This is a genomic window from Streptomyces sp. SudanB182_2057 (genome assembly GCF_964272715.1).
Classification (GTDB): Bacteria; Actinomycetota; Actinomycetes; order Streptomycetales; family Streptomycetaceae; genus Streptomyces; species Streptomyces rubradiris.
Genome location: NZ_OZ186798.1, coordinates 4380870 through 4401031, shown reverse-complemented (window position 1 = coordinate 4401031; position 20162 = coordinate 4380870). Strand labels below are relative to the sequence as shown.

18 protein-coding genes, 1 tRNA gene and 1 pseudogene are annotated in these 20162 nt (G+C 71.6%); 7 read left to right on the top strand and 13 right to left on the bottom strand.

Annotated features, from left to right (window positions below; genetic code table 11):
* Window positions 1–55: 55 nt before the first annotated feature.
* From ACSURM_RS19200 to ACSURM_RS19180, 5 genes are all read right to left on the bottom strand, one after another.
* Window positions 56–613, bottom strand: a complete 558-nt coding sequence (locus ACSURM_RS19200) for a SigE family RNA polymerase sigma factor (protein ID WP_359041320.1) — start codon at window positions 611–613, stop codon at window positions 56–58.
* 331 nt (window positions 614–944) lie between these two features.
* Window positions 945–2111: a lipid-transfer protein gene (locus ACSURM_RS19195; protein WP_436956575.1), complete on the bottom strand. Its 1167-nt coding sequence runs from the start codon at window positions 2109–2111 to the stop codon at window positions 945–947.
* Window positions 2108–2500, bottom strand: coding sequence for a MaoC family dehydratase (locus tag ACSURM_RS19190; protein WP_436956573.1), 393 nt, complete (start codon window positions 2498–2500; stop codon window positions 2108–2110). The genes ACSURM_RS19195 and ACSURM_RS19190 overlap by 4 nt, the downstream gene beginning before the upstream one ends.
* The gene (locus ACSURM_RS19185) at window positions 2497–3543 is read right to left on the bottom strand and encodes a bifunctional MaoC family dehydratase N-terminal/OB-fold nucleic acid binding domain-containing protein (RefSeq protein WP_436956571.1); all 1047 of its coding nucleotides are present in this window, start codon (window positions 3541–3543) and stop codon (window positions 2497–2499) included. Before ACSURM_RS19185 ends, ACSURM_RS19190 begins: the two co-directional genes overlap by 4 nt.
* Window positions 3544–3770: 227 nt before the next feature.
* On the bottom strand, window positions 3771–4085 hold the full coding sequence (locus tag ACSURM_RS19180; RefSeq protein ID WP_436956570.1) for a hypothetical protein: 315 nt from the start codon (window positions 4083–4085) through the stop codon (window positions 3771–3773).
* Between the two features lie 366 nt (window positions 4086–4451).
* Here ACSURM_RS19180 and ACSURM_RS19175 point away from each other — a divergent pair, with 366 nt between their 5' ends.
* Together ACSURM_RS19175 and ACSURM_RS19170 are read left to right on the top strand one after the other, a co-directional pair.
* Entirely contained in the window at window positions 4452–5327 is an 876-nt protein-coding gene (locus tag ACSURM_RS19175; protein ID WP_436956568.1) for a bifunctional DNA primase/polymerase, read from the top strand.
* A gap of 79 nt (window positions 5328–5406) precedes the next feature.
* A complete protein-coding gene (locus ACSURM_RS19170; RefSeq protein ID WP_436956566.1) occupies window positions 5407–5649 on the top strand; it encodes a hypothetical protein in 243 nt (80 codons plus the stop codon).
* A 31-nt stretch (window positions 5650–5680) separates the two neighbouring features.
* Here the strand turns inward: ACSURM_RS19170 and ACSURM_RS19165 are convergent, their stop codons facing one another.
* From ACSURM_RS19165 to ACSURM_RS19140, 6 genes are all read right to left on the bottom strand, one after another.
* A complete protein-coding gene (locus tag ACSURM_RS19165) occupies window positions 5681–5848 on the bottom strand; it encodes a hypothetical protein (protein ID WP_436956564.1) in 168 nt (55 codons plus the stop codon).
* Window positions 5849–6396: 548 nt separating this feature from the next.
* Complete coding sequence (locus ACSURM_RS19160; RefSeq protein WP_436956563.1) at window positions 6397–6954, bottom strand: hypothetical protein; 558 nt, start codon at window positions 6952–6954, stop codon at window positions 6397–6399.
* The gene (locus tag ACSURM_RS19155; RefSeq protein WP_436956561.1) at window positions 6951–8201 is read right to left on the bottom strand and encodes a DUF7224 domain-containing protein; all 1251 of its coding nucleotides are present in this window, start codon (window positions 8199–8201) and stop codon (window positions 6951–6953) included. Before ACSURM_RS19155 ends, ACSURM_RS19160 begins: the two co-directional genes overlap by 4 nt.
* Entirely contained in the window at window positions 8198–8944 is a 747-nt protein-coding gene (locus ACSURM_RS19150; protein ID WP_436956559.1) for an ABC transporter ATP-binding protein, read from the bottom strand. The genes ACSURM_RS19155 and ACSURM_RS19150 overlap by 4 nt, the downstream gene beginning before the upstream one ends.
* A 767-nt stretch (window positions 8945–9711) precedes the next feature.
* Window positions 9712–9798: transfer RNA gene (locus ACSURM_RS19145), tRNA-Ser, on the bottom strand.
* Window positions 9799–9865: 67 nt separating this feature from the next.
* Entirely contained in the window at window positions 9866–11443 is a 1578-nt protein-coding gene (locus ACSURM_RS19140) for a S1C family serine protease (protein ID WP_436956558.1), read from the bottom strand.
* Between the two features lie 238 nt (window positions 11444–11681).
* Between ACSURM_RS19140 and ACSURM_RS19135 the strand changes: the two genes are divergently transcribed.
* The 3 genes and pseudogenes from ACSURM_RS19135 (at window position 11682) to ACSURM_RS19125 (ending at window position 14904) form a co-directional block, all read left to right on the top strand.
* Window positions 11682–12509 carry a glycerophosphodiester phosphodiesterase gene (locus tag ACSURM_RS19135; protein ID WP_436956556.1) on the top strand — a complete coding sequence of 276 codons (828 nt, stop codon included), beginning with the start codon at window positions 11682–11684 and terminating at the stop codon, window positions 12507–12509.
* Between the two features lie 87 nt (window positions 12510–12596).
* Window positions 12597–13211 (top strand): annotated as a pseudogene (locus ACSURM_RS19130) (ATP-binding protein); the annotation flags it as partial.
* A gap of 730 nt (window positions 13212–13941) precedes the next feature.
* The gene (locus ACSURM_RS19125) at window positions 13942–14904 is read left to right on the top strand and encodes a DUF5926 family protein (protein WP_436956555.1); all 963 of its coding nucleotides are present in this window, start codon (window positions 13942–13944) and stop codon (window positions 14902–14904) included.
* Window positions 14905–15190: 286 nt separating this feature from the next.
* Here the strand turns inward: ACSURM_RS19125 and ACSURM_RS19120 are convergent, their stop codons facing one another.
* Together ACSURM_RS19120 and ACSURM_RS19115 are read right to left on the bottom strand one after the other, a co-directional pair.
* On the bottom strand, window positions 15191–15769 hold the full coding sequence (locus ACSURM_RS19120) for a hypothetical protein (RefSeq protein ID WP_436956553.1): 579 nt from the start codon (window positions 15767–15769) through the stop codon (window positions 15191–15193).
* Between the two features lie 55 nt (window positions 15770–15824).
* Entirely contained in the window at window positions 15825–16490 is a 666-nt protein-coding gene (locus tag ACSURM_RS19115; protein ID WP_436956551.1) for a bifunctional DNA primase/polymerase, read from the bottom strand.
* A 491-nt stretch (window positions 16491–16981) separates the two neighbouring features.
* Between ACSURM_RS19115 and ACSURM_RS19110 the strand changes: the two genes are divergently transcribed.
* Window positions 16982–18499 carry a PP2C family protein-serine/threonine phosphatase gene (locus ACSURM_RS19110; protein ID WP_436956549.1) on the top strand — a complete coding sequence of 506 codons (1518 nt, stop codon included), beginning with the start codon at window positions 16982–16984 and terminating at the stop codon, window positions 18497–18499.
* 162 nt (window positions 18500–18661) lie between these two features.
* On the top strand, window positions 18662–20146 hold the full coding sequence (locus ACSURM_RS19105) for an aminopeptidase P family protein (RefSeq protein WP_436956547.1): 1485 nt from the start codon (window positions 18662–18664) through the stop codon (window positions 20144–20146).
* Window positions 20147–20162 lie beyond the last annotated feature (16 nt).

Below are 20162 nucleotides of genomic sequence, written 5' to 3'. Positions count from 1 at the left end.
CGCGGTATGTCACTAGGGGGTGCGTCACGCTACGGTCACCGTCGGGCGGAGCCCTCTAGCGGGCCGGGGCCAGCTCCGGGTCCTCGCGCAGCTTGCCCAGGGCGCGGGAGACCGCCGACTTCACCGTGCCCACCGACACCCCGAGCACCTCGGCGGTCTGTGCCTCGCTCAGGTCCTCGTAGTACCTGAGGACGACCATCGCCCGCTGGCGTGACGGCAGCCGCAGGACCGCCCGCCACATCGCGTCGCGCAGCGCCTGCCGCTCGGCCGGGTCCTCGCCCAGGGGCAGGGGCTCGGGCTCGGGCAGTTCCTCGCAGGCGAACTCGTCCACCCGGCGCTTGCGCCACTGGGAGGTGCGGGTGTTCACGAGCGCCCGGCGCACATAGCCGTCCAGCGCCCGGTGGTCCTCGATCCGCTCCCACGCGACATAGGTCTTGGCCAGCGCGGTCTGCAGCAGGTCCTCGGCGTCGTTCGGGTTCGCGGTCAGCGAGCGCGCGGTACGCAGCAGGATCGGCTGGCGGGCCCGCACGTACGCCGCGAAGGTCGGGTAGAGGGGAGTCTGCCGCCCGGGAGCGGCGGCGGCCGAGGCGTTGGTGCAGACGGGTGTGGTCATGCCTCCACGCTAGGAGCGGGGACCCCGCCCGGGTATCGGCCGCAGGTCCTGAAGGGGGGTCCCCCTCAGGTTGTAGGGGTGGGGCTGCCTGCACCTCCTGAAGGTGGAGCACGGGTCCGCCCCGTCTGCGGGTACGACCCTGAGGAGCCGCCGGGTACGACCCTGAAGAGCCGCCGGGTACGACCCCGGGGAATCACCGGGCACGGTCCCGGGGAGACACCGGGGACGGCCCTACGGGGTCACCGGCGACGGCCCTGAGAAGTCACCGGGGTCAGCCCCGGGAGGTCACCGGGAACCGCCCCGGGAGTTCACCGGGGACAGTCCCGAGGACTCACCCCTCCGACGTCAGGACCAGCCCTGACGTCGGTACCCCGGTGCCGGCCGTCACCAGGGTCCGCGAGGCTGCCGGCACCTGGTTCGCGGCCGTGCCCCGCAGCTGCCGCACCGCCTCCGCGACGCCGTTCATGCCGTGCAGGTACGCCTCCCCGAGCTGGCCCCCGTGGGTGTTCAGCGGCAGCCGCCGCTCGGCCACGAAGTCCGCCGCCCGCCCCCGGCCGCAGAACCCGAACTCCTCCAGCTGCATCAGCACGAAAGGGGTGAAGTGGTCGTAGAGGATCGCCACGTCGATGTCGTCCGGGCCGAACCCCGAGGTGCGCCACAGCTGGCGGGCCACCGCGTTCATCTCCGGCAGGCCGGTCAGATCGTCCCGGTAGAAGCTGGTCATCTGCTCCTGCGCCCGGCCCGCGCCCTGGGCCGCCGCCGCGATCACGGCGGGCGGGTGCGGCAGGTCCCGGGCCCGCTCCAGGGAGGTGACGACCACCGCCTGCCCGCCGTCGGTCTCCTGACAGCAGTCCAGCAGCCGCAGCGGCTCGGCGATCCAGCGGGAGGCCGCGTGGTCGGCGAGCGTGATCGGGCGGCCGTGGAAGTACGCGGCCGGGTTCGTCGCCGCGTACGCCCGGTCCACCACGGCCACCTGCCCGAACGCCTCCGGGGTCAGACCGTGGGCGTGCAGGTAGCGCCGGGCCGTCATCGCCACCCAGGAGGCGGGGGTGAGCAGCCCGAACGGCAGCGTCCAGCCGAGCGCCACGCCCTCCGCCGACGGCTCCCGGTGCCGTACGCCCGCGCCGAACCGGCGGCCCGACCGCTCGTTGAACGCGCGGTAGCAGACCACCACCTCCGCCAGGCCCGTCGCCACCGCGAGCGCCGCCTGCTGGACGGTGGCGCAGGCCGCGCCGCCGCCGTAGTGGACCCGGGAGAAGAAGGACAGCTCGCCCATCCCGCATGCCTGGGCCACGGTGATCTCCGGGCTCGTGTCCATGGTGAAGGTCACCAGCCCGTCCACGTCCGCCGGGGTGAGCCCCGCGTCGTCGAGCGCGGCCCGCACCGCCTCCACCGCCAGGCGCAGTTCGCTGCGGCCGGAGTCCTTGGAGAACTCGGTGGCCCCGATGCCGGCGATCGCGGCCCGGCCACCCAGGGTGTCGCGGGTGCGCAGGCTCATGACCCGGCCCCCGGGACCGTGACCGTCACCGTGCCCGTCACATGGTCGCCGAGCCCGTTGGCCCCTACGACCCGTACGACGGCGGTATCACCCTCGACCTCCTCGACGGTTCCGGTCAGCACCATCGTGTCACCCGGGTAGTTGGGCGCCCCCAGCCTGATGGCGACCTTGCGGAGCACCGCCGTGGGGCCGAAGTGGTCGGTGACGTACCGGCCGACCAGGCCGTTCGTCGTCAGGATGTTCATGAAGACGTCCGGCGCGCCCTTGCTCCGGGCCAGTTCCGGGTCGTGGTGGACGTCCTGGTAGTCCCGGGAGGCGATCGCCCCGGCCACGATCAGGGTGCGGGTCACCGGGATCTCCAGCGGCTCCAGCCGCTCCCCCGCCCTCACCGCTCCACCGCCGTCGCCGTCACCGACACCCCGGTCTCCACCGTCACCGCGGTCTCCGCCGTCACCGCCTGGAAGACCGGCAGCGTCGGCTCCCCGTCGACGCGCCGGAACCCGGCCCGCACCGGCATCCCGATGCGCACCTCGTCGTACGGCACCCCGATCACGTCGCCCACCATCCGCACGCCCTCGGCGAGTTCGACCAGGGCGACCGCGTACGGCGGGTCGAAGCCCGGGACGGGCGGATGGTGCACGACGACGTACGAGTAGACCGTGCCCTCGCCGCTCGCCTCCACGGTGTCCCAGCCGAGGCCACCGCACGCGTTGCAGCCGGGCAGCCAGGGGTGGCGCAGGGTGCCGCAGGCCGTGCAGCGCTGAATGAGCAGCCGGCCCTCGGCCACGCCCTGCCAGAAACCGGCGTTGTCCCGGTTGATCACCGGGCGGGGACGAGGGGGCTCCGGGGGCTCGGACTCCTGGGTGCGGTGGGGTTCGCGGGACCGGGGGTTAGGCTCACGGGGCCTGTGCCGCGCCGGGGCGTACTTGAGGATGCGGAAGCGGTGGACGCCCGCCGGTTCCCCGGCCACCCGGACCTCCGTACGGGTCGTGATGAAGTAGCCCGTGCCGAGCCGGGTCGTCTTGCGGCCGGAGACCTCCTCGATCACCGTGTCGAACGTGACCTCGTCGCCCGGCCGCAGCGGCCGCGGGTACTCCTGCTCGCAGTCGGTGGCCACCACGGCGGTGCAGCCCGCCGCGTCCAGCAGGCCGAGGAGTTCCTCGTACGCCCCGGTGCGGCCCGGGTGCCCGCTGAGGCCGCCCATCGTCCAGACCTGAAGCATGGTGGGCGGGGCGATGGCGTCCGGGCCGGTGTAGGCGGGGTGGGTGTCGCCCAGCGCCTCGCACCAGTGCCGGATCATCGGCGCGTTCACCGGGTCCTTGCCGGCACCGGCGACGGCGGCCGGCCGCCCCACGAACTTCCTGAGCCGCTCGCCCAGTCCGTCCTCCCCGGGCCGCTCGCCCAGCCCGTCACGCGCCTGTTCGCCGCTCACCGCCACCCCCGGGACTCCCGATGACGGTTTCTGACTGTCCGTCAGATACTCGGGACTGTCAAGGTCGCCGGACACGACTGCGCGGCGGCACCGAAGCACCGCCGCGCGGCCGCGTCACGACCCCGAAGCACACCCCACGAGGCCCTTCCCCACGAAGGACCTCAGCCGAGGCTCACCCCCACGGGCTCTTCCGTACGGGCTCGCCCCCCCGCGGGCTCATCCCTGGCTCATCCCCACAGGGGGGTGAAGTTGACGGACGTGTTGTCGTTGCCCTGCTGGATGCCGGTCCACCCGGACCGGTTGACCTGCGCGGTGTTGCTCTGGTTCGAGGCACCGGTGCCGACCGCGTTCTGGTTCGTGGTGGCCGAGTTCCCGCTGTTGTCGTCGCCGACACCGCTGCCGAGCACCGCCGCTGCCCCGGCGTTCGATCCGTCGTCCGCGACGACGCCGTTGTCCGCCGCCGCGACACCGGTGAAGAGGACGGCCGCGAGCGGCAGGGCGGAGACGGCGGCGAGAACGCGGGCGGTACGGATGCTTGCCATGTGTTCCTCCAGAACCAAGCACTGGGCGACCCGAAGGCCGGAAGTGTGTGAACCGCTGGCCATATCAAGGCAGTTGGCCGACCGCCTTGACGATCGTGGACGACGTCGCGCCACCAGAGTTGCCCAGCGGCTCCCCCCGAACCACTCCGGAAGCCGTGATTCGCACGCAAGCGTGATGACAAGTCGATAAACCCCTATCAGCATTTTTAGCCGCTTCCCACCCGAGAGGGAGCTGATACGACTTTCTGTTCATCAAGCGATAGAAGGGATGAATCGTTCCGGCGCAGGACCGGGCCCCCGCCACCCGTTGGCGCGTAATCGATATCCACTCTTCCCTTCCTCGAACACATGTACGACCATGAAGCCATGGCCACCGCAGACCGGCAGGCCACGGCACTGGCCCTCGCACACGCCCTGTCCGCCGCCGAGCGCGGCCTGGCCGTCATCCCCCTGTCCCGGACGAAGCTCCCGGCCCTGCGCTCCCCCCACCGCGACGAACCGGCACCGGACGGACCGCCCTGCCACGGCGCCTGCGGCCGGCCCGGCCACGGCGTGTACGACGCGACCACCGACCCCGGACGCGTCCGCGCCCTGTTCGCCGCCGCCCCCTGGGCCACCGGCTACGGCATCGCCTGCGGACTTCCGCCGTACCACCTGATCGGCGTCGACCTGGACACCAAGTCCGGCACGGACTCGGCCACCGCCCTGCGCGAACTGGCCGCGCGCCATCTGTTCACGATCCCGGAGACGGTCGTCGTACACACCCCGAGCGGAGGCCGCCACCTGTGGCTGACCGGCCCGCCGGACACCGTGGTCCCCAACTCGGCCGGCCGGCTCGCCCCCGGCATCGACATCCGGGGCGCCGGCGGCTACCTGGTGGGCCCCGGCTCCCGCACCGACCACGGCGTCTACACCGTGGCCCCCGGCACCGCCCAGCTGCCCCCGGCCCCCTGCCCACCGGCCCTGCTCCGCCTCCTGGTGCCCCCACCCCGACCCCGCCACCCGGTGCCGACCGCTCCCGGGGACCAAGGTCACGGCCTGATCCACTTCGTCCTCTCCGCGCACGAGGGGCAGCGCAACACCCGCCTGTTCTGGGCGGCCTGCCGCGCCTACGAGAGCGGGCTCGGCCCCGCCCTGGCGGACACCCTGACCGAGGCGGCCCGGACCACCGGCCTGCCGGAGCACGAGGCCCGCGCCACGATCGCGTCGGCGGCCCGGATGACCGGACACCAAGGCCCCTGAACGGGACCGGAACCGCTGGTCAGGCACGCGCCGGGCGGCTGGGCAGGCGCGCGGGCGCGATCCCTTTTACGATCCGAACGTGACGGACATACCGGATGAACTGATCAGGCTGGAACGCACCGCCGAGGTCGAGCGCGCCCGCCTGGCGGGCCTGACCGGCGAGGCGTACGACGAGCAGCGGCGCCGCTTCTGCGCGGCCTCCGACGCGGTGCACGAGGCGATCACCGCCCGGGCCGAGGCGACCGGCACCGACCCCCACGAGGTCGAACAGGCGGTACGCCGCGCGGTACGCCAGACCCAGGAGGACCCGGCCGTCGAGTAGCCACCCCGTGCCTCCGGTGGGGGCGGCCGGCTCAGCTCGCCTCCCATACGACGGCGTCGAACATGGTGCGGTCGTCGCTGCCGACACCGTCGGTGCCGAGCGCGCTGAGCTCGAGCCGGGCGATGTCGCCGACGCTGGTGCGCACGCACAGCACCGTGTCCCTGGTGAGCCACTGCTTCGCGGTGCCTTCCGCGCCCACCGCTTCGGAGCACTCCTCGAACCCCGGCAACCGCTACCGCGTCCCCTTCGCCGGTCCCAGGCGTAGACGGCCAGGACGGATCCGTGCCGACGCCCCCGGCAGCCACCGGACCACGGGTGCAAGGCCAGTCATCGACGGCCTGTCTTCGCGCGCCCTGTCCGAGATCACCCGTCTCGAGCACACCCGCAACTATCTGCAGCCAGGCGACGTCAGCGCGGCTGTGCTCTTGTGGAAGGACTACGTCCACCAACCCGAGCAGGATCTGTGGCACGACTACGAGTGGGGCAACGTGCACTGGTACTGCTGCGGCAACCCGCTCGAAGCCCGAGCCCTCCTTGACACCGTGATGCAGGCCGTATCGCCAGGAAGCGCCCGCGAACTTCGAAGGATCGTCAGCCGGCCAGACGCCGTCTGGAACCGCCCCTCCCCGCCCTATGGCACGGACGGAAGATAGAGAACAAGCTAGAGACGGCTGCTTGGGCAACGAAGTCCAAGTCGGAGCGGGCGCGCGCGGCCCATTACGGCTCCGGTTGGCCCTGGAGGGACGGCTACGGCTTCCCGGAAGCTTTGACTAAACGGATGCCTGTGGCTGCCAGCAGTATCGCGGTCAGGGACCACGCAGGGACACTGCTCGACGGATACAGGACCACAGCCCACCAGGCGTGGCTTCCTGCCGGACCGCGTCCCGCGACGATGCTGGCGATCATCAGCATCATGCCCGTGGCGATAGCTGATGCGGTGTTGCCCACCTGGGCGATCAAAAGACCGACGCAGGTCAGCAGCATGACGTTGCGGGCGGTGTCGAAGCCTGTCACGAAACCGACTGCCAGACACAGGACGAATACGGACGCTACGAATGCCGCATCGATCACGGCGACAGGAACTGCAGCGGTCCGCTCGATGTGATCGGCTCGTCGGTTGAGGCAATACAGGACCGTGGAAGACACCAGCAGAGGAGTGAAGTAGGCCAAGGGAGCGACGCCACTGCCATTGAGAGCGGGCAGCTCGATACTGCTCGTTCCCGAGAGCTGGCATACCACTGCCATCAGGATGATGGCTACAGCCGCGAACCACCACTTCCGCACCGCTGTCACATAGAGACTCACCGCGCCCCCCGCACTGTGCAGGCGTGGTTGAGGACCTGCTGCGTGAACCAGGCGGACTGCTGCTTCACCGGCCTATCGAGAACAGGGCCTACCAATCCCCACAACTGCGGATCGGTTCCCTTGCGTACCTCGTCCCTGTCACCTGCGACAGCAGTGGCCCATACGAGTTCCGGAGCGGACGGGCCTCCGCATGACCGCTTTCCATGCTGGGCCGCAGTTCCCTCGACAGCCGAAATTGCCATGACATCGGCGGCCGTGCGATATGCGGCTTGCGGGTGAGCGGCAGGGAGTGCCCAGTGCAGTCGCCATACGCCCGGTGCGGGTTTCACTGACGGCGACAGGATCTCCATACGCTTCGGCTGCGTCACGCCGGCGGCGACCAGGGCGCTGAGCGGTCCTTGGGCGCTGTGGCGGATCCGCGGAATGTAGGACCGGTACTCCGGTGGTACGCAGATCTGCGGAGCGGTGCCGGAGCATACCGAATCAAAGGCACGGGCGGTCGCCGGATTGCCGTAGCCCCATCCGCTGACCACGGCGTGTCCGGCGAGGAGCGCTGCGGCGGCGGCACCTGCGCCGGCGGGGAGGAAGATACGGCGGGACCCGGTGCGGGTGAAGAGCCATGCGACGGCTATGAGGCAGCCGGTGAAGATCCATGGCACAAAGTAGATTTTGGGCTGGTGGACATCAGTGATGGTGGATGTCCCGTCGATGAACCCGCCGAGGTGCCTCAGCCACGCGTTGGACATGGCATGGGGCATCGCCAGCCAGGCCCAGCACAGGGCTGCTACTGCTGGTGCGGCGATACTTCTGGGGAGACGCCCGCCGACGTACCAGCCAATCACGGCCCACTCGGCAGGAACGATGATCACGTGGACCAGTGCGGTCCACCCGGCACCGGAGGGTAATACTCCGGTGTTGATCCGTGCCAGGACGACGGCCAACACGAGAAGTGCCGCTTCCAGTACGGCGATGGGAGCGCCGATGAACAGCAGCAGCGACCATCGTGACCGCGAGGCCGTGGTCAGCATGTGGCGCACGGACCGCATGCGCCCCGAGTCCCATGCCGCGCATGCGGCCACGGCCGGAGCGATGGTGGCCAGTGCGTAGATCGTGCTCTCGCCCGACTCGACCCCGTAGTGTGATGGGACGGTCGATACCGCGCTCTGCATGTACAGGTATACGAACAGGGCTGCCGGCAGAACGACCCATGGGGCCGCCGAACGCCTCAGCTGTTGCCAGATGATCACCTGGATCCTCCTTCGAGGACAGCGGTGTAGGCGACTTCTGCGGCGCGCTCCGAGTGGATCTGGGTGCCCGAATGGGCGAGGAACGAAGAAACCGTTCCGTTGAACAGGACTCTTCCCCCATGAAGTACTACGACATCGCTGAAGACTTCACTGATGTCGGCGATGTCATGAGTGGAGACGATCACATGTGTTTCGTTCCGCAGTGATGCGATGAGTTGGAGGAACGATCTGCGCTGTTTCGGGTCGAGTCCTACGGTGGGTTCGTCGAGGAGGAGGACCTTGGCGCGGTGGACGAGGGCCTGAGCAATGGCGACACGCTGCTGCTGCCCGCCGGACAGATCGCTGACCTTCCGGTCCGCTTGCCTGGCAAGGCCTACACGTTCCAGTGCCTCGACGGACGCGTTCGACGCGTCGCGCTGTTTCATGCCCTTGAGCCATCCCGCGTAGGTGACGTGCTGACGGCATGTCATCCCTGGGAGGAACGCCGGCTTCTGCGGGAGCCATGCCACTGCCGCGCGATAGGCCGCGGACTGCTTGCGGTTCCACGGGCTCAGACCGTTGAATGACACGTTTCCGGACTGTGGGCGCAGTGCACTCGCCCCGAGCGACAACAGTGTGCTCTTGCCTGCTCCATTGGGACCGAGGAGAACGGTGGCTCCGGAGGTGAAAGCCAGATCGAGGCTCTGAATGACGTCATCACCTCCTCGATAGCGGAAGGTGCACTCGCGGAAGGTGAGAGTCATGGGGGGCCTTTCTGTGCGTCGGGCCCCGCGACACCGTATGCGGCGGGACCCGGCGAACTACCGATCAGTAGTAGACAGTCAGCGAAGAAACCGACACGGGGGCGTATACGTTGGACCCGTAGTCGACGACGAAGTAGTAGTCGCCACTGCCGTGGTCGTCCCAGTTGCCGGTCGATGTGGCCCCGGAGTCGAAGCAGTTGGAGTCATGCAGAACATTGGAGAGCTAGCTGGACCGTGATGACGCCTGAGCGGACACCACGAGAAATCCGACAGCTGCTACTGCCGCCACACCAATGATCACAGCGCGCTTGCCTGCATGGGCCATCGTTAAGTCGGTCATCAAACAGCCTTCCTGTAGGCCAAGATGGGGTTGATGACCAGATCAAATCCTAGTGACCACATTGAGTAAACATACGTGATCACGTGATGATGATCTCATCCTTGGCTGGGTCGTCACTATCAGGCCACCGGCAAAGGGAGGCGGTGTTGGCTGGATTCCGTGGTGTGTGAGGTCCGCGAACAGGGGCGGGCTGATCGCTTCGGGGCGTCGGCGCCGCGAGGCCGTACGAGCCGCTTCGACGCAATCGCTACACCCGATACCGGGCCGGAATCCTTCACGACCTCCATGCATCGGTTTTTGGTCCACGCCTGGTCCGCCCACCGTGATCCACGACGGGCGGGGCCGATTCAAGGCGAGGCCAGCCCATGCGGAAGGGGTGCCCCTCGCTGAGTGACACCCCTTCTGACCTGCGCATTCACAACCTCTGCGGAGGCGGTGGGATTTGAACCCACGGTGACATCGCTGCCACGACGGTTTTCAAGACCGTTCCCTTAGGCCGCTCGGGCACGCCTCCCCGCGCCGGCGGAGACCGACGGCGCGGGTACAGATTACCGGCCCGTCGGCCGCGGCGGGCGGCCCCGTCAGCTGTCGCCCTCGCGCACGCCCAGCGTCACGTCGACCGTGTGCTCCTGGCCGCCCCGCTTGTAGGTGATCTTGACCTTGTCGCCGGGCTGGTGGGTCCAGATCTCGCCGATCAGGGTGGGGCCGCTGTCGATCACGTGGTCGTCGAGCTTGGTGATGACGTCGCCGGGCTTCAGGCCGGCCTTGTCCGCCGGGCCACCGGACTCGACCGCGGCGGCGCCGCCCGTGCCCTGGTCGGTGATCTTCGCGCCGTCGGAGGAGTCCTCCAGGGAGACGGACGCGCCGATCTTGGCGTACACCGGCTTGCCGGTCTTGATCAGCTGCTGGGCGACGTACTTCGCCTGGTTGATCGGGATGGCGAAGCCCAGGCCGATCGATCCGGACTGGCCGGAGCCGAAGCCGCCGCTGCCCGAGGACTGGATCGCGGAGTTGATGCCGATGACCGCCCCGGAGGCGTCCAGCAGCGGGCCGCCGGAGTTGCCCGGGTTGATGGACGCGTCGGTCTGCAGGGCGCTCATGTAGGACGCCTTGCTGGTGGAGCTGCCGTCGCTGGAGGCCACCGGGCGGTCCTTGGCGCTGATGATGCCCGTCGTCACCGTGTTGGACAGGCCGAAGGGCGCGCCGATGGCGATGGTCTCGTCACCGACGGCCACCTTGTCGGAGTCGCCGAGGGCGAGCGGCCGCAGATCGGAAGGCGCGTTCTTGAGCTTGATGACCGCGACGTCGTAGCCCTGTGCGTGGCCGACGACCTCGGCGTCGTACTTCTTCCCGCTCGGGAAGGTGGCCGTGAGCCGGCCGCCGTCCACCGCCTCCGCGACCACGTGGTTGTTGGTGACGATGTGGCCCTGGGTGTCGAAGACGAAGCCGGTGCCGGTGCCGCCCTCGCCGTCGCTGCTCTCGGCCTGGATCGTCACCGTGCTGGGCAGTGCCTTGGCGGCCACGTTGGCGATCGTGCCCGGCGCGCGCTTGACCTGCGTGGCGCTGTCGGGGGCGGAGACCGTGGTGGAGCCGCGGTCGTCCCGGTCCTTGGCCAGGGTGTAGCCGAGGCCGCCGCCCAGACCGCCCGCGACCAGCGCGGCCACCAGGACCGCCGCGACCAGGCCGCCGCGTCCGCCGCGCGGCTTGGGCGCGGGCTGCTGCCAGGAGGCTCCCCAGCCGGCGCCCGGACCGCCGGCGCCCGGACCCCCGGCGTCACCGCCGTAGGACGGACCGCCACCGCCGTACGCGGCACCGTCGCCGTAGGAACCGTAGGAGGGGGTGGCCGGGGGCGGGGGCGGCCAGGAGCCGTCGGGGGCCGGACCGGCCGGAGCCGCACCCTGGCCTGCGGGGACCGTGCCATGGCCCGCCGGCGTCGCGTCATGGCCCGCCGGGGCCGCTCCGTGGGCGGCCGGGGGCTGGTCGGACGCGGGGGCGGCGGGCGGGGCCGCCGGGTTCTCCTGGGGCACGGGCGGGCGGGGTGCCCCCTGGGCGTTCCCCTCGGGCGCGGCGCCCTGCGGGGAAGCGTCGGGAGAGGCCACCGGCACGGGAGGTGCGGACGGCGCCGGGGGTACCGCGTTGCCCTCGTTCTCGGTGCTCACAGCTCTTCTCCTCGGTCCACGCCTGTTGTCGTCGGTCGCACTGGTCTTGCGGTCAGCTTTTCCCACGGGCCGTCAGAGCACCATAAGCCGTGGCTGTGGGTCCGGCGGTCCTCTTTATATAGGATCTGTTGGGGCATTCACCGTAAAAAGTTATATAAGCGATCAGGGTGCCGCTCGTTCGCGGCCCGGTCGTCTCCGTCCCGCCCCGTCCGCCCGGCGACGGTGGCACCATGACGCGGTGACCCACGCACCACAGCGCTCCATCCAGGTCGTCGCCCACCGCGGTGCCTCCGAAGACGCCCCCGAGCACACCCTCGCCGCCTACCGGAAGGCCATCGAGGACGGCGCCGACGCCCTGGAGTGCGATGTACGGCTGACCGCGGACGGCCATCTGGTCTGCGTCCACGACCGACGGGTGAACCGTACCTCCAACGGCCGCGGCGCGGTCTCCGCGCTGGAACTGGCCGACCTGGCCGCTCTCGACTTCGGCTCCTGGAAGACGCGCGAGGCGTGGCACGGGCGGGACGAGGAGCCCGACTGGGAGCACCGGCCGGAGGACCGCGAGGCCACCTCCGTACTCACCCTGGAGCGGCTGCTGGAGCTGGTCGCGGACGCCGACCGCCGGGTGGAGCTGGCCATCGAGACCAAGCACCCCACGCGCTGGGCGGGCCAGGTCGAGGAGCGGCTGCTGACCCTGCTGAACCGTTTCGGTCTCGCCGCGCCCGCCTCCGCCGCCGAGTCACCGGTCCGGATCATGAGCTTCTCGGCCCGTTCGCTGCACCGCGTGCGCACGGCGGCTCCGACCCTGCCGACGGTCTATCTGATGCAGTTCGTCTCGCCCCGGCTGCGTGACGGCCGGCTCCCCGCGGGCGTGGGCATCGCGGGGCCCTCGATCCGCATCGTGCGCAACCACCCCGCTTACGTGGAGCGGCTGCGGCAGGCCGGCCACCAGGTGCACGTGTGGACCGTGAACGAGCCCGAGGACGTCGACCTCTGCGTCGAGCTGGGCGTCGACGCCATCATCACCAACCGCCCGCGCGCGGTGCTGCGCCGACTGGGCCGCTGACCGGCCTACCGCACCGGTGAACGGCGGCGGCCGGGCTCCGTCACGGGGAGTGCACCGGCGCGTTCGCCGCGTGTCCGGCCGTGCCGAGTGCGTCACCGGAAGAGGACTGGCCGGTTTCCGGTACAGGCCAAGAGGGCATCCACACCGTGGCGTGGGGCGAAGGAGGTCTCGGGGGTGGCGTTGGTGGTGGCACAGGAAGTGCCCACGTCGTCGAGCATGGCCGTACCCCATGGCCCTGCGGGCGTGGGGGAGGCGCGGCACCGGATGCGGGCGCAGCTGCGCGGCGGGGGCGTGGCGGAGTCGGTCATCGACGACGCCGTACTGATCCTTTCGGAGCTTTTGAGCAATGCCTGCCGGCACGGGCGGCCCCTGGGGGACGCGGCGGCCGGGGACGGCGACGTCCGCGCCGCGTGGCGGGTCGACGCGCGCGGGCGGCTCCTCGTGGAGGTCACGGACGGCGGCGGCCCGACCCGCCCGGCACCGGCGACGCCGTCGGTGACCGCGCACGGCGGGCGCGGACTGAACATCATCACGGCCCTCGCCGACGACTGGGGCGTCCGGGACGACGTCGAGGGCGAGGTGACGGTCTGGGTGCTGGTCCACGGGGACGTCCACGATCCCGATGCGGGCCGCCCCCATGACGCGTTCGCTACGCGCGTCACCCGGCCCAGGACAGGGAAGACATCGCTCCCGGACCTGGCGCTGCCGAGCGTGGCGGCGGCCTCCGAGGTCGCTCTGCCGGGCGCGGCGGCGGCCTCCGGAGCGGCCCTGCCGGGCACGGCGGCCGGCGATGTGCCACTGCCTCACCTGCCCGCTGCGAACGGCGCGTTGCCGGACGTGTGCGCGCGGGACGCGCCCGGCCCGGACGCGCCGCGCACGGGCATATCGGGGGCATCCCTGCCGGGCATATCGGAGGCATCTCTGCCGGGCATACCGGACAGGACGCTGACGGCCGCATCGGAGACGACCCTGGCAGCCGCATCGGATACGCCCCTGACGGCCGCGTCGGACACGGCGCTGACGGGCCTGACCACCCCGGACGTGCCCTTGTCCGGCCTGACCGGCTCCGGTCTGTCCTCCCCCGGCCTGTCCCTGCCGGACCTGTCCGGCCTGGACTTCGCCGACGCGTTCGACGACTTGGACTGACCGCCACCGACACGGCGCCGATCACCCATGGCGCACGTCGGCAGCCCCGGCGCGCGACGACGGGCGCGGGCGCACACCGGCGCGCGTCCCCAGCCAGGCATCGGCAGCGCGCGGGCAGGAACCAGCGTGCCCCGGCCCGCTGTTCCCCCTTCCCCCGCCAGCCCCGTTCCCCCGCCCCCTCCCAACCGTCGAGCGCCCGTACGTTGTCCACAGGTTCCCGTCGGTCACGGCCCGAACGGCTAGGCTCCCGACGTACGAGAAGCGCCGTAACCGGGAGACACCCACCATGGCCAAGAAGCGCCCCCAGACGAAGGCCAAGCCGCAGCTGATCGACGGGGAGATCCCGGTTGTCGGCGCTCGCGAACCCTGCCCCTGCGGCAGCGGCCGGCGCTACAAGGCCTGCCACGGCCGGGCCGCCGCGCACGCCGCGACCGAGCTGGTGCACCGCCCGTTCGAGGGACTGCCCGGCGAGTGCGACTGGGTCGCGCTGCGTGAGCTGGTCCCGGCCGCGACGGCCGAACTGACCCTGCGGGACGGCCTGCCCGAGGGCGTCCCGTCGGTCACGCTCGCCACGGTGCTGCCGATGGCCTGGCCCGCGCTGCGCCGCGACGACGGCTCGGTCCTGCTCGGCCTGCAGAACGACACGGCGTCCGGTGACATCAGCCGCGACCTCGCCGACACCCTGCTGCGCGCCCTGGAGGCCGAGCCGGGCACCCCGGTGCAGGGCCGCCGCGCCCCCGCCGAAGGCCCCCGGCTCCAGGACCTGCTGGACCCGGAGGGCGCTTTCCGGCCGGTCGTGCACAGCGGCTTCGAGTTCTGGGTGCCGGACGCGGAGAACGCCACCCCGGAGGTGGCCGCCTCCCTGGAGCGGGCCAACGCCGCCGCGATCCCGACCGTGCGACTGTCCGGCGTGGACGCCGCCTACTGGTGCGAGACCCCGGAGAAGAACCACCTGCGCTGGGTCATGCCGCACCCGGAGGAGCAGCTTCTGGACGCTCTCGCGCGACTGCACGCGGCGGGCCGCTCCAGCCTCGGCGAGGACACCCGGCTTGTGGGCTCCTTCCGTGCTCACGGCCTCACCGTGCCGGTCTGGGACCTGCCGAGCGCCATCTCGGCCAAGGACGTGGAGCGGCCGGCCGCCGAGTTCGCCGAGCGTCTCGCCGCCGCCCTCGCCGTGACGGAACCGCTCACTCCGGAGGAGCGCCGGGCCCGTGGCGGACTGACCAACCGGCAGGTCACGCTCAGCTGACCCGTCGTACGCGGGGAGGTACGGCCGGTCGGCCGACGGGCCGTGCCACCGGGCCGGGCGGAGGGTGACTCGTGTCACAACTCGACGCTTCTCCCGGAAAATCGGTGTCCGAATCGGCAAGACCGAATTTGCGAACCGCCGATCTCTTGTTACGGTTCCTGTAGCCCGGTTGCTGGTGCATCCCCCGTCGCCAGCAACCGGGCCTTTCCATGCCCGCGACCAGGGCCCCCGGCCGCATCCGCGCCGGTGTACGGAGCCGGGCGGAGCGTCAACTGCCCGGGAATCCTCAGGTGTTGCTGCCCGAGCGGAGCAGCAGCGCGCCCCTCCCGCCCCGTTCGGCGAACTCGGTGACGGCCGTGTAGGCGTCCGGCCGGCCCCGGAGGCGTTCGCGGGGGGTCTCACAGGTGGCGGGCTCGTCGTCGGTCCCGGTGGCGCAGCGCGTCTGGACCGTCCGGTTCCCCGGCCCCATCAGGCTCAGCAGCGAATCGAGCGATGCGCCGGTGGCATTGCGGTAGTAGGCGCGCGCCCAGGTGTCCTCGCCCTGCGTCAGCACACAGGTCTGGGCCTCGATGCCGTCCGGCGAGGTGAGGGCCGGGCCGCAGCGTGCGGCGGTGGCGAGCCCGATGCCGAGCGGGGAGGGGGAGCGGCGGGCGTCGTGCGCGCCGGCCTTGGCGTCGGCCCGGGCAGCGGCCGGTACGGCGGCACGGCCGGCCTCGCCCACCTGACCCGCGGACGCCACGGTCAGCGGCAGCGCGGCCGCGGCCGCCACGACGGCCCCGAGGGCAAGCAGCAGCCGCGGCCTGTGCGGGCGCTGCCCGCGGTGGCGCGGCTGTGGGGCGCGGTGGCCACCGGATTGACGCAGCATGCCCGGAAGATAACGAGCGGGCGGGCCCCGCCCGCCCCGGCCGCGCCCGACACCCCTACAACTCCGGCGCGCTCACACCCGTACGAGTGAGGGCGTCGACCACGGCGTCCACCACGGCCTCCACGTCGGGCACCCAGGGCGCGGCCGAGCCGGGCAGCGGGGCGCGCTCCCAGCGGACGGCGCCCTGGCCGGTCTCGGACGGGGGCAGGGCGAGATAGCCGCCCTCGCCGTGGAAGCGCAGGGAGCCGGGGACGAAGTCCTTGGCGTAGAGCAGTTCGCCGAGCTGCTCCATGGAGTACGGCTTCACCAGCAGCGCCCAGCGGGTGGGCGAGGCGACCACCGGGCCGAGCCGCATGCCGCGCCGGTCGAGCAGGGCGAGGGCGCGGGAGGCGGCGAGGGCCGGCAGGCTGACCGCGCAGGGCGCCTGCCCCCCGGTCGCCAGGATGACGGGAGCGCTCGGCCGGTTGGTCCACCACCAGCGCACCATGCGCGCGTCGGTGGTGGCGGCGAGCAGTCCCGGGTCGAAGGGGTGGGCACCGGGCACCGTGCACTCCGGGTCGGGGCAGGCGCAGCGGGCCCGCCCCCGCGGGTCCGGCGCCACACCGGGGAGTACCGGCCACTGCCATTCCGTCGCGAAGGTCAGGGCCGCGCCGAGCAGCTCGGGCTTCCCGCCGTTCCGCCTGGACAGGAGCCTGCGTCGCCTTCCGAGGATCTCGCGCATGAGCGCTCGTTCCTTTCCGTTGCACCGCTGGCAACACCGTGGGCTACATCACACCATGTGTCGATCACTTCACTGTGCGTACCTGATGGCGCATCACACCCCGCGCACGGCATGGGTACCCCAAGGGGGTCGAGCGTGGGCCGCGTCCGCGTCCATAGTCCGTCTATCAAAAGCACGGTCGCGGCGTGGGGTGGCGAAGTCTGGCGTTTTGCGTCGCGCGTGTTTCTCTCCGCCTCCGCCACGGGAGGATGGGGCTCGGTCGTCGGTGGCTATGACGCCCGGGTCCGTCGCCAGGTTCCGGGTGGCCCCCAACCACCCCTGGCCTTCTCCGAGTACGTACCCATCACGACCGTTGTGACGCTCCGTGGAACAGGGCCAGTCGACCGCAATGGACCGATACCCGAGGAAGTTTTCAGCCAACTTGACGGTAAGGCAAGGGGTTCGGGCAAAAACCCTTCCGCCCCTCGGACACCAGGAAACCCAGCAGGACAATGCTGGACATCCCCTCACGAGTGCGTGTACATGTGGAGACACTGCTAGCGGCGCAGAATGACATGGGGGTTTGCGATGCTTTCCAGCAGTACGCGCCGGTCTGGAAGCCGGACACCATGAACGCCCCGCACCCTCCGAAAGTGGCTGGAATCGATTCAACAGTTCCCACGCCCGCCCACACTGCGACGCCCGCCCCTCCTGCCCCCGGCGCCCCTTGCGTCCCAGGCGCCGCCGCCGTTCCCGCGCCCCACTCGCCCGCCCCCGGCACCCTGCTCCAGGACCGGCTGGCCGGCTGGGTCTCCGATCTGACGACCCTCCACGAGCTCACCGAGCGCCTCTCGCGCACCAGCGCCCTCGACCCCGCCCTGCACGAACTGCTGCGCGCCGGAGCCGCCCTGGTCGGCGCCCGCCGCGGCCTGGTCGCCCTGGACCCCGCCGACGGCCTCGGCCCCCGCACCAGCCTGGGCCTCGGCCTGGGCCGCGCCGACCTCGGCCACCTCGAGACCGTGCCGCGCGGCTCACTGCCGTACGACACCGGCGGCACCGCCGAGCTGGTCCGCCCCGACCTGCTCGCCGAGGAGGGCCTCGATCCGCGCCACCGCGAGGTGGCCGTCCGCCTCGGCTACGCCGCCAGCTACGCCCTGCCCCTCGCCACCGGCTCTGCCGGTGCCCTCGGCGCCGCCGTGTGGTTCTACGACGAACCGGCCGAGCCGAACGAGCGCCGCCGCCATCTCGCCGGGCTGTACGTCCGGCACGCCACCGAGCACCTGGCCCGGCTGCTGGAGGTCGAACGCACGCGCGCGTGCGTGGCGACCCTCACCGACGGGCTGCTGCCCTCCCGGCTGCCCCGGGTGCCCGGCGTGCGGCTCGCCGCCCGGCACCGCACGAGCGCGCGCGGCGGCGGCGACTGGTACGACGCCCTGCCGCTGCCGGACGCCGCGCTCGGCCTGTCCGTCGGCTCGGTCACCGGCTCCGGGCCCGGCGCGGTGGCCGCCATGGGCCGGCTGCGCGCCTCCTTGCGCGCGTACGCCGTGATGGAGGGCGAGGACCCGGTCGCCGTCCTGTCCGACCTGGAGCTGCTGCTGCGGCTGACCGAACCCGCCCGCTCGGCCACCGCCCTGTTCGCCTATTGCGAGCCCGCGCTGCGCCGGATCACCCTGGCCGGCGCCGGGCACAGCCCGCCGCTGCTGATCGGCGAGCGGCGCACCGAGTTCGCCGAGACCTCCGTCTCCGCGCCGCTCGGCATGCTCGCCTGCTGGGAGGCGCCCAGCGCCGAGGTGCGGACGGAGCCCGGCGAGACGGTCCTGCTCTACACCGACGGGCTGCTGCACCGCACCGGCGACCCGATGGACCGCGCCTTCGCCCGGCTGCACGCCGCCGCCACGAGCGTCCCGCGCGCGCTGCGGCACGACCCGGGGGCCGTCGCCGACCACGTCCTGCGCACGGTCCTGCCGGACGGCCTGGACACGGCCGACAGCGAGGAGGACGTGGTCCTGCTGGCGGCCCGCTTCGACTGACGGCCCCGGCGACGGTTCCGGCCGACCGGTATGACCGGGCATAACAGGTCATCCGCCCCCGCCCGCTCCCGGTACGACCGTACGATGATGGAGGCCCCGCTCGGCCACAAGCAGGAGCGCACGGGCCCCGGGGGAGATCACTGGCGTATCGAGGAGGATCACGTGTCCGACGAGCTCAACCCGGCTGTGCCCGACTCCGCTACCGCGGAGGGCCCGGAGACCGAGCCCGAGGAGCCGGTCAAGCAGCGGAAGAACGGCCTGTACCCGGGCGTCTCCGACGAGCTGGCCGAAAACATGAAGTCCGGCTGGGCCGACACGGAGCTGCGTGACCTGGCGCCCGTCGAGCAGGCCGCGCACACCGCGCGCCGCCGCGCCGCGCTCTCCGCCCGCTTCCCGGGCGAGCGCCTGGTCGTCCCGGCGGGCAATCTCAAGACCCGCTCGAACGACACCGAGTACCCCTTCCGCGCCTCCGTCGAGTACGCGTACCTCACCGGCGACCAGACCGAGGACGGCGTCCTGGTCCTGGAGCCCAAGGGCGACGGCCACGAGGCGACGATCTACCTCCTGCCCCGCTCGAACCGGGAGAACGGCGAGTTCTGGCTCTCCGGCCAGGGCGAGCTGTGGGTCGGCCGCCGGCACTCCCTCGCCGAGTCCGAGGCGCTCTACGGCATCCCGGCCGCCGATGTGCGCGAGCTGGCCGACCAGCTCCGCGAGGCCACCGGCCCGGTCCGCGTGGTGCGCGGTCACGACGCCGGCATCGAGGCGGCCCTGACCGACAAGGTCACCGCCGAGCGCGACGAGGAGCTGCGCGTCTTCCTCTCCGAGATGCGCCTGGTCAAGGACGAATTCGAGATCGCCGAGCTGCAGAAGGCCGTCGACTCCACCGTGCGCGGCTTCGAGGACGTCGTGAAGGTCCTCGACAAGGCCGAGGCGACCTCCGAGCGCTACATCGAGGGCACCTTCTTCCTCCGCGCGCGCGTGGAGGGCAACGACGTCGGCTACGGCTCCATCTGCGCGGCCGGCCCGCACGCCTGCACCCTGCACTGGGTCCGCAACGACGGCCCGGTCCGCTCCGGCGACCTGCTCCTGCTGGACGCCGGCGTGGAGACGCACACCCTGTACACCGCCGACGTCACGCGCACGCTGCCCGTCAACGGCACCTACAGCGAGATCCAGAAGAAGATCTACGACGCCGTGTACGACGCCCAGGAGGCCGGGATCGCGGCCGTCAAGCCGGGCGCCAAGTACCGCGACTTCCACGACGCGGCCCAGCGCGTGCTGGCCGAGCGGCTCGTCGAGTGGGGCCTGGTCGAGGGCCCGGTCGAGCGGGTCCTGGAGCTGGGCCTCCAGCGCCGCTGGACCCTGCACGGCACCGGGCACATGCTCGGCATGGACGTCCACGACTGCGCCGCCGCGCGGACCGAGACCTACGTGGACGGCACGCTGGAGCCGGGCATGGTGCTCACCGTCGAGCCGGGTCTGTACTTCCAGGCCGACGACCTGACCGTGCCCGAGGAGTACCGGGGCATCGGCGTCCGGATCGAGGACGACATCCTCGTGACCGAGGACGGCAACCGCAACCTCTCCGCGGGGCTGCCGCGCCGCTCCGCCGAGGTCGAGGCGTGGATGGCCACGCTGAAGGGCTGATCCGCCGGCGAAGGAT

What these genes read in the sequence shown, in the direction of transcription:
- ACSURM_RS19120 (WP_436956553.1), bottom strand. Translation starts at nt 15,769, where the DNA reads ATGCTGCGTCAATCCGGTGGCCACCGCGCCCCACAGCCGCGCCACCGC.
- ACSURM_RS19150 (WP_436956559.1), bottom strand. Translation starts at nt 8,944, where the DNA reads ATGACTCTCACCTTCCGCGAGTGCACCTTCCGCTATCGAGGAGGTGAT.
- ACSURM_RS19180 (WP_436956570.1), bottom strand. Translation starts at nt 4,085, where the DNA reads ATGGCAAGCATCCGTACCGCCCGCGTTCTCGCCGCCGTCTCCGCCCTG.
- ACSURM_RS19115 (WP_436956551.1), bottom strand. Translation starts at nt 16,490, where the DNA reads ATGCGCGAGATCCTCGGAAGGCGACGCAGGCTCCTGTCCAGGCGGAAC.
- ACSURM_RS19175 (WP_436956568.1), top strand. Translation starts at nt 4,452, where the DNA reads ATGGCCACCGCAGACCGGCAGGCCACGGCACTGGCCCTCGCACACGCC.
- ACSURM_RS19110 (WP_436956549.1), top strand. Translation starts at nt 16,982, where the DNA reads ATGCTGGACATCCCCTCACGAGTGCGTGTACATGTGGAGACACTGCTA.
- ACSURM_RS19200 (WP_359041320.1), bottom strand. Translation starts at nt 613, where the DNA reads ATGACCACACCCGTCTGCACCAACGCCTCGGCCGCCGCCGCTCCCGGG.
- ACSURM_RS19195 (WP_436956575.1), bottom strand. Translation starts at nt 2,111, where the DNA reads ATGAGCCTGCGCACCCGCGACACCCTGGGTGGCCGGGCCGCGATCGCC.
- ACSURM_RS19125 (WP_436956555.1), top strand. Translation starts at nt 13,942, where the DNA reads ATGGCCAAGAAGCGCCCCCAGACGAAGGCCAAGCCGCAGCTGATCGAC.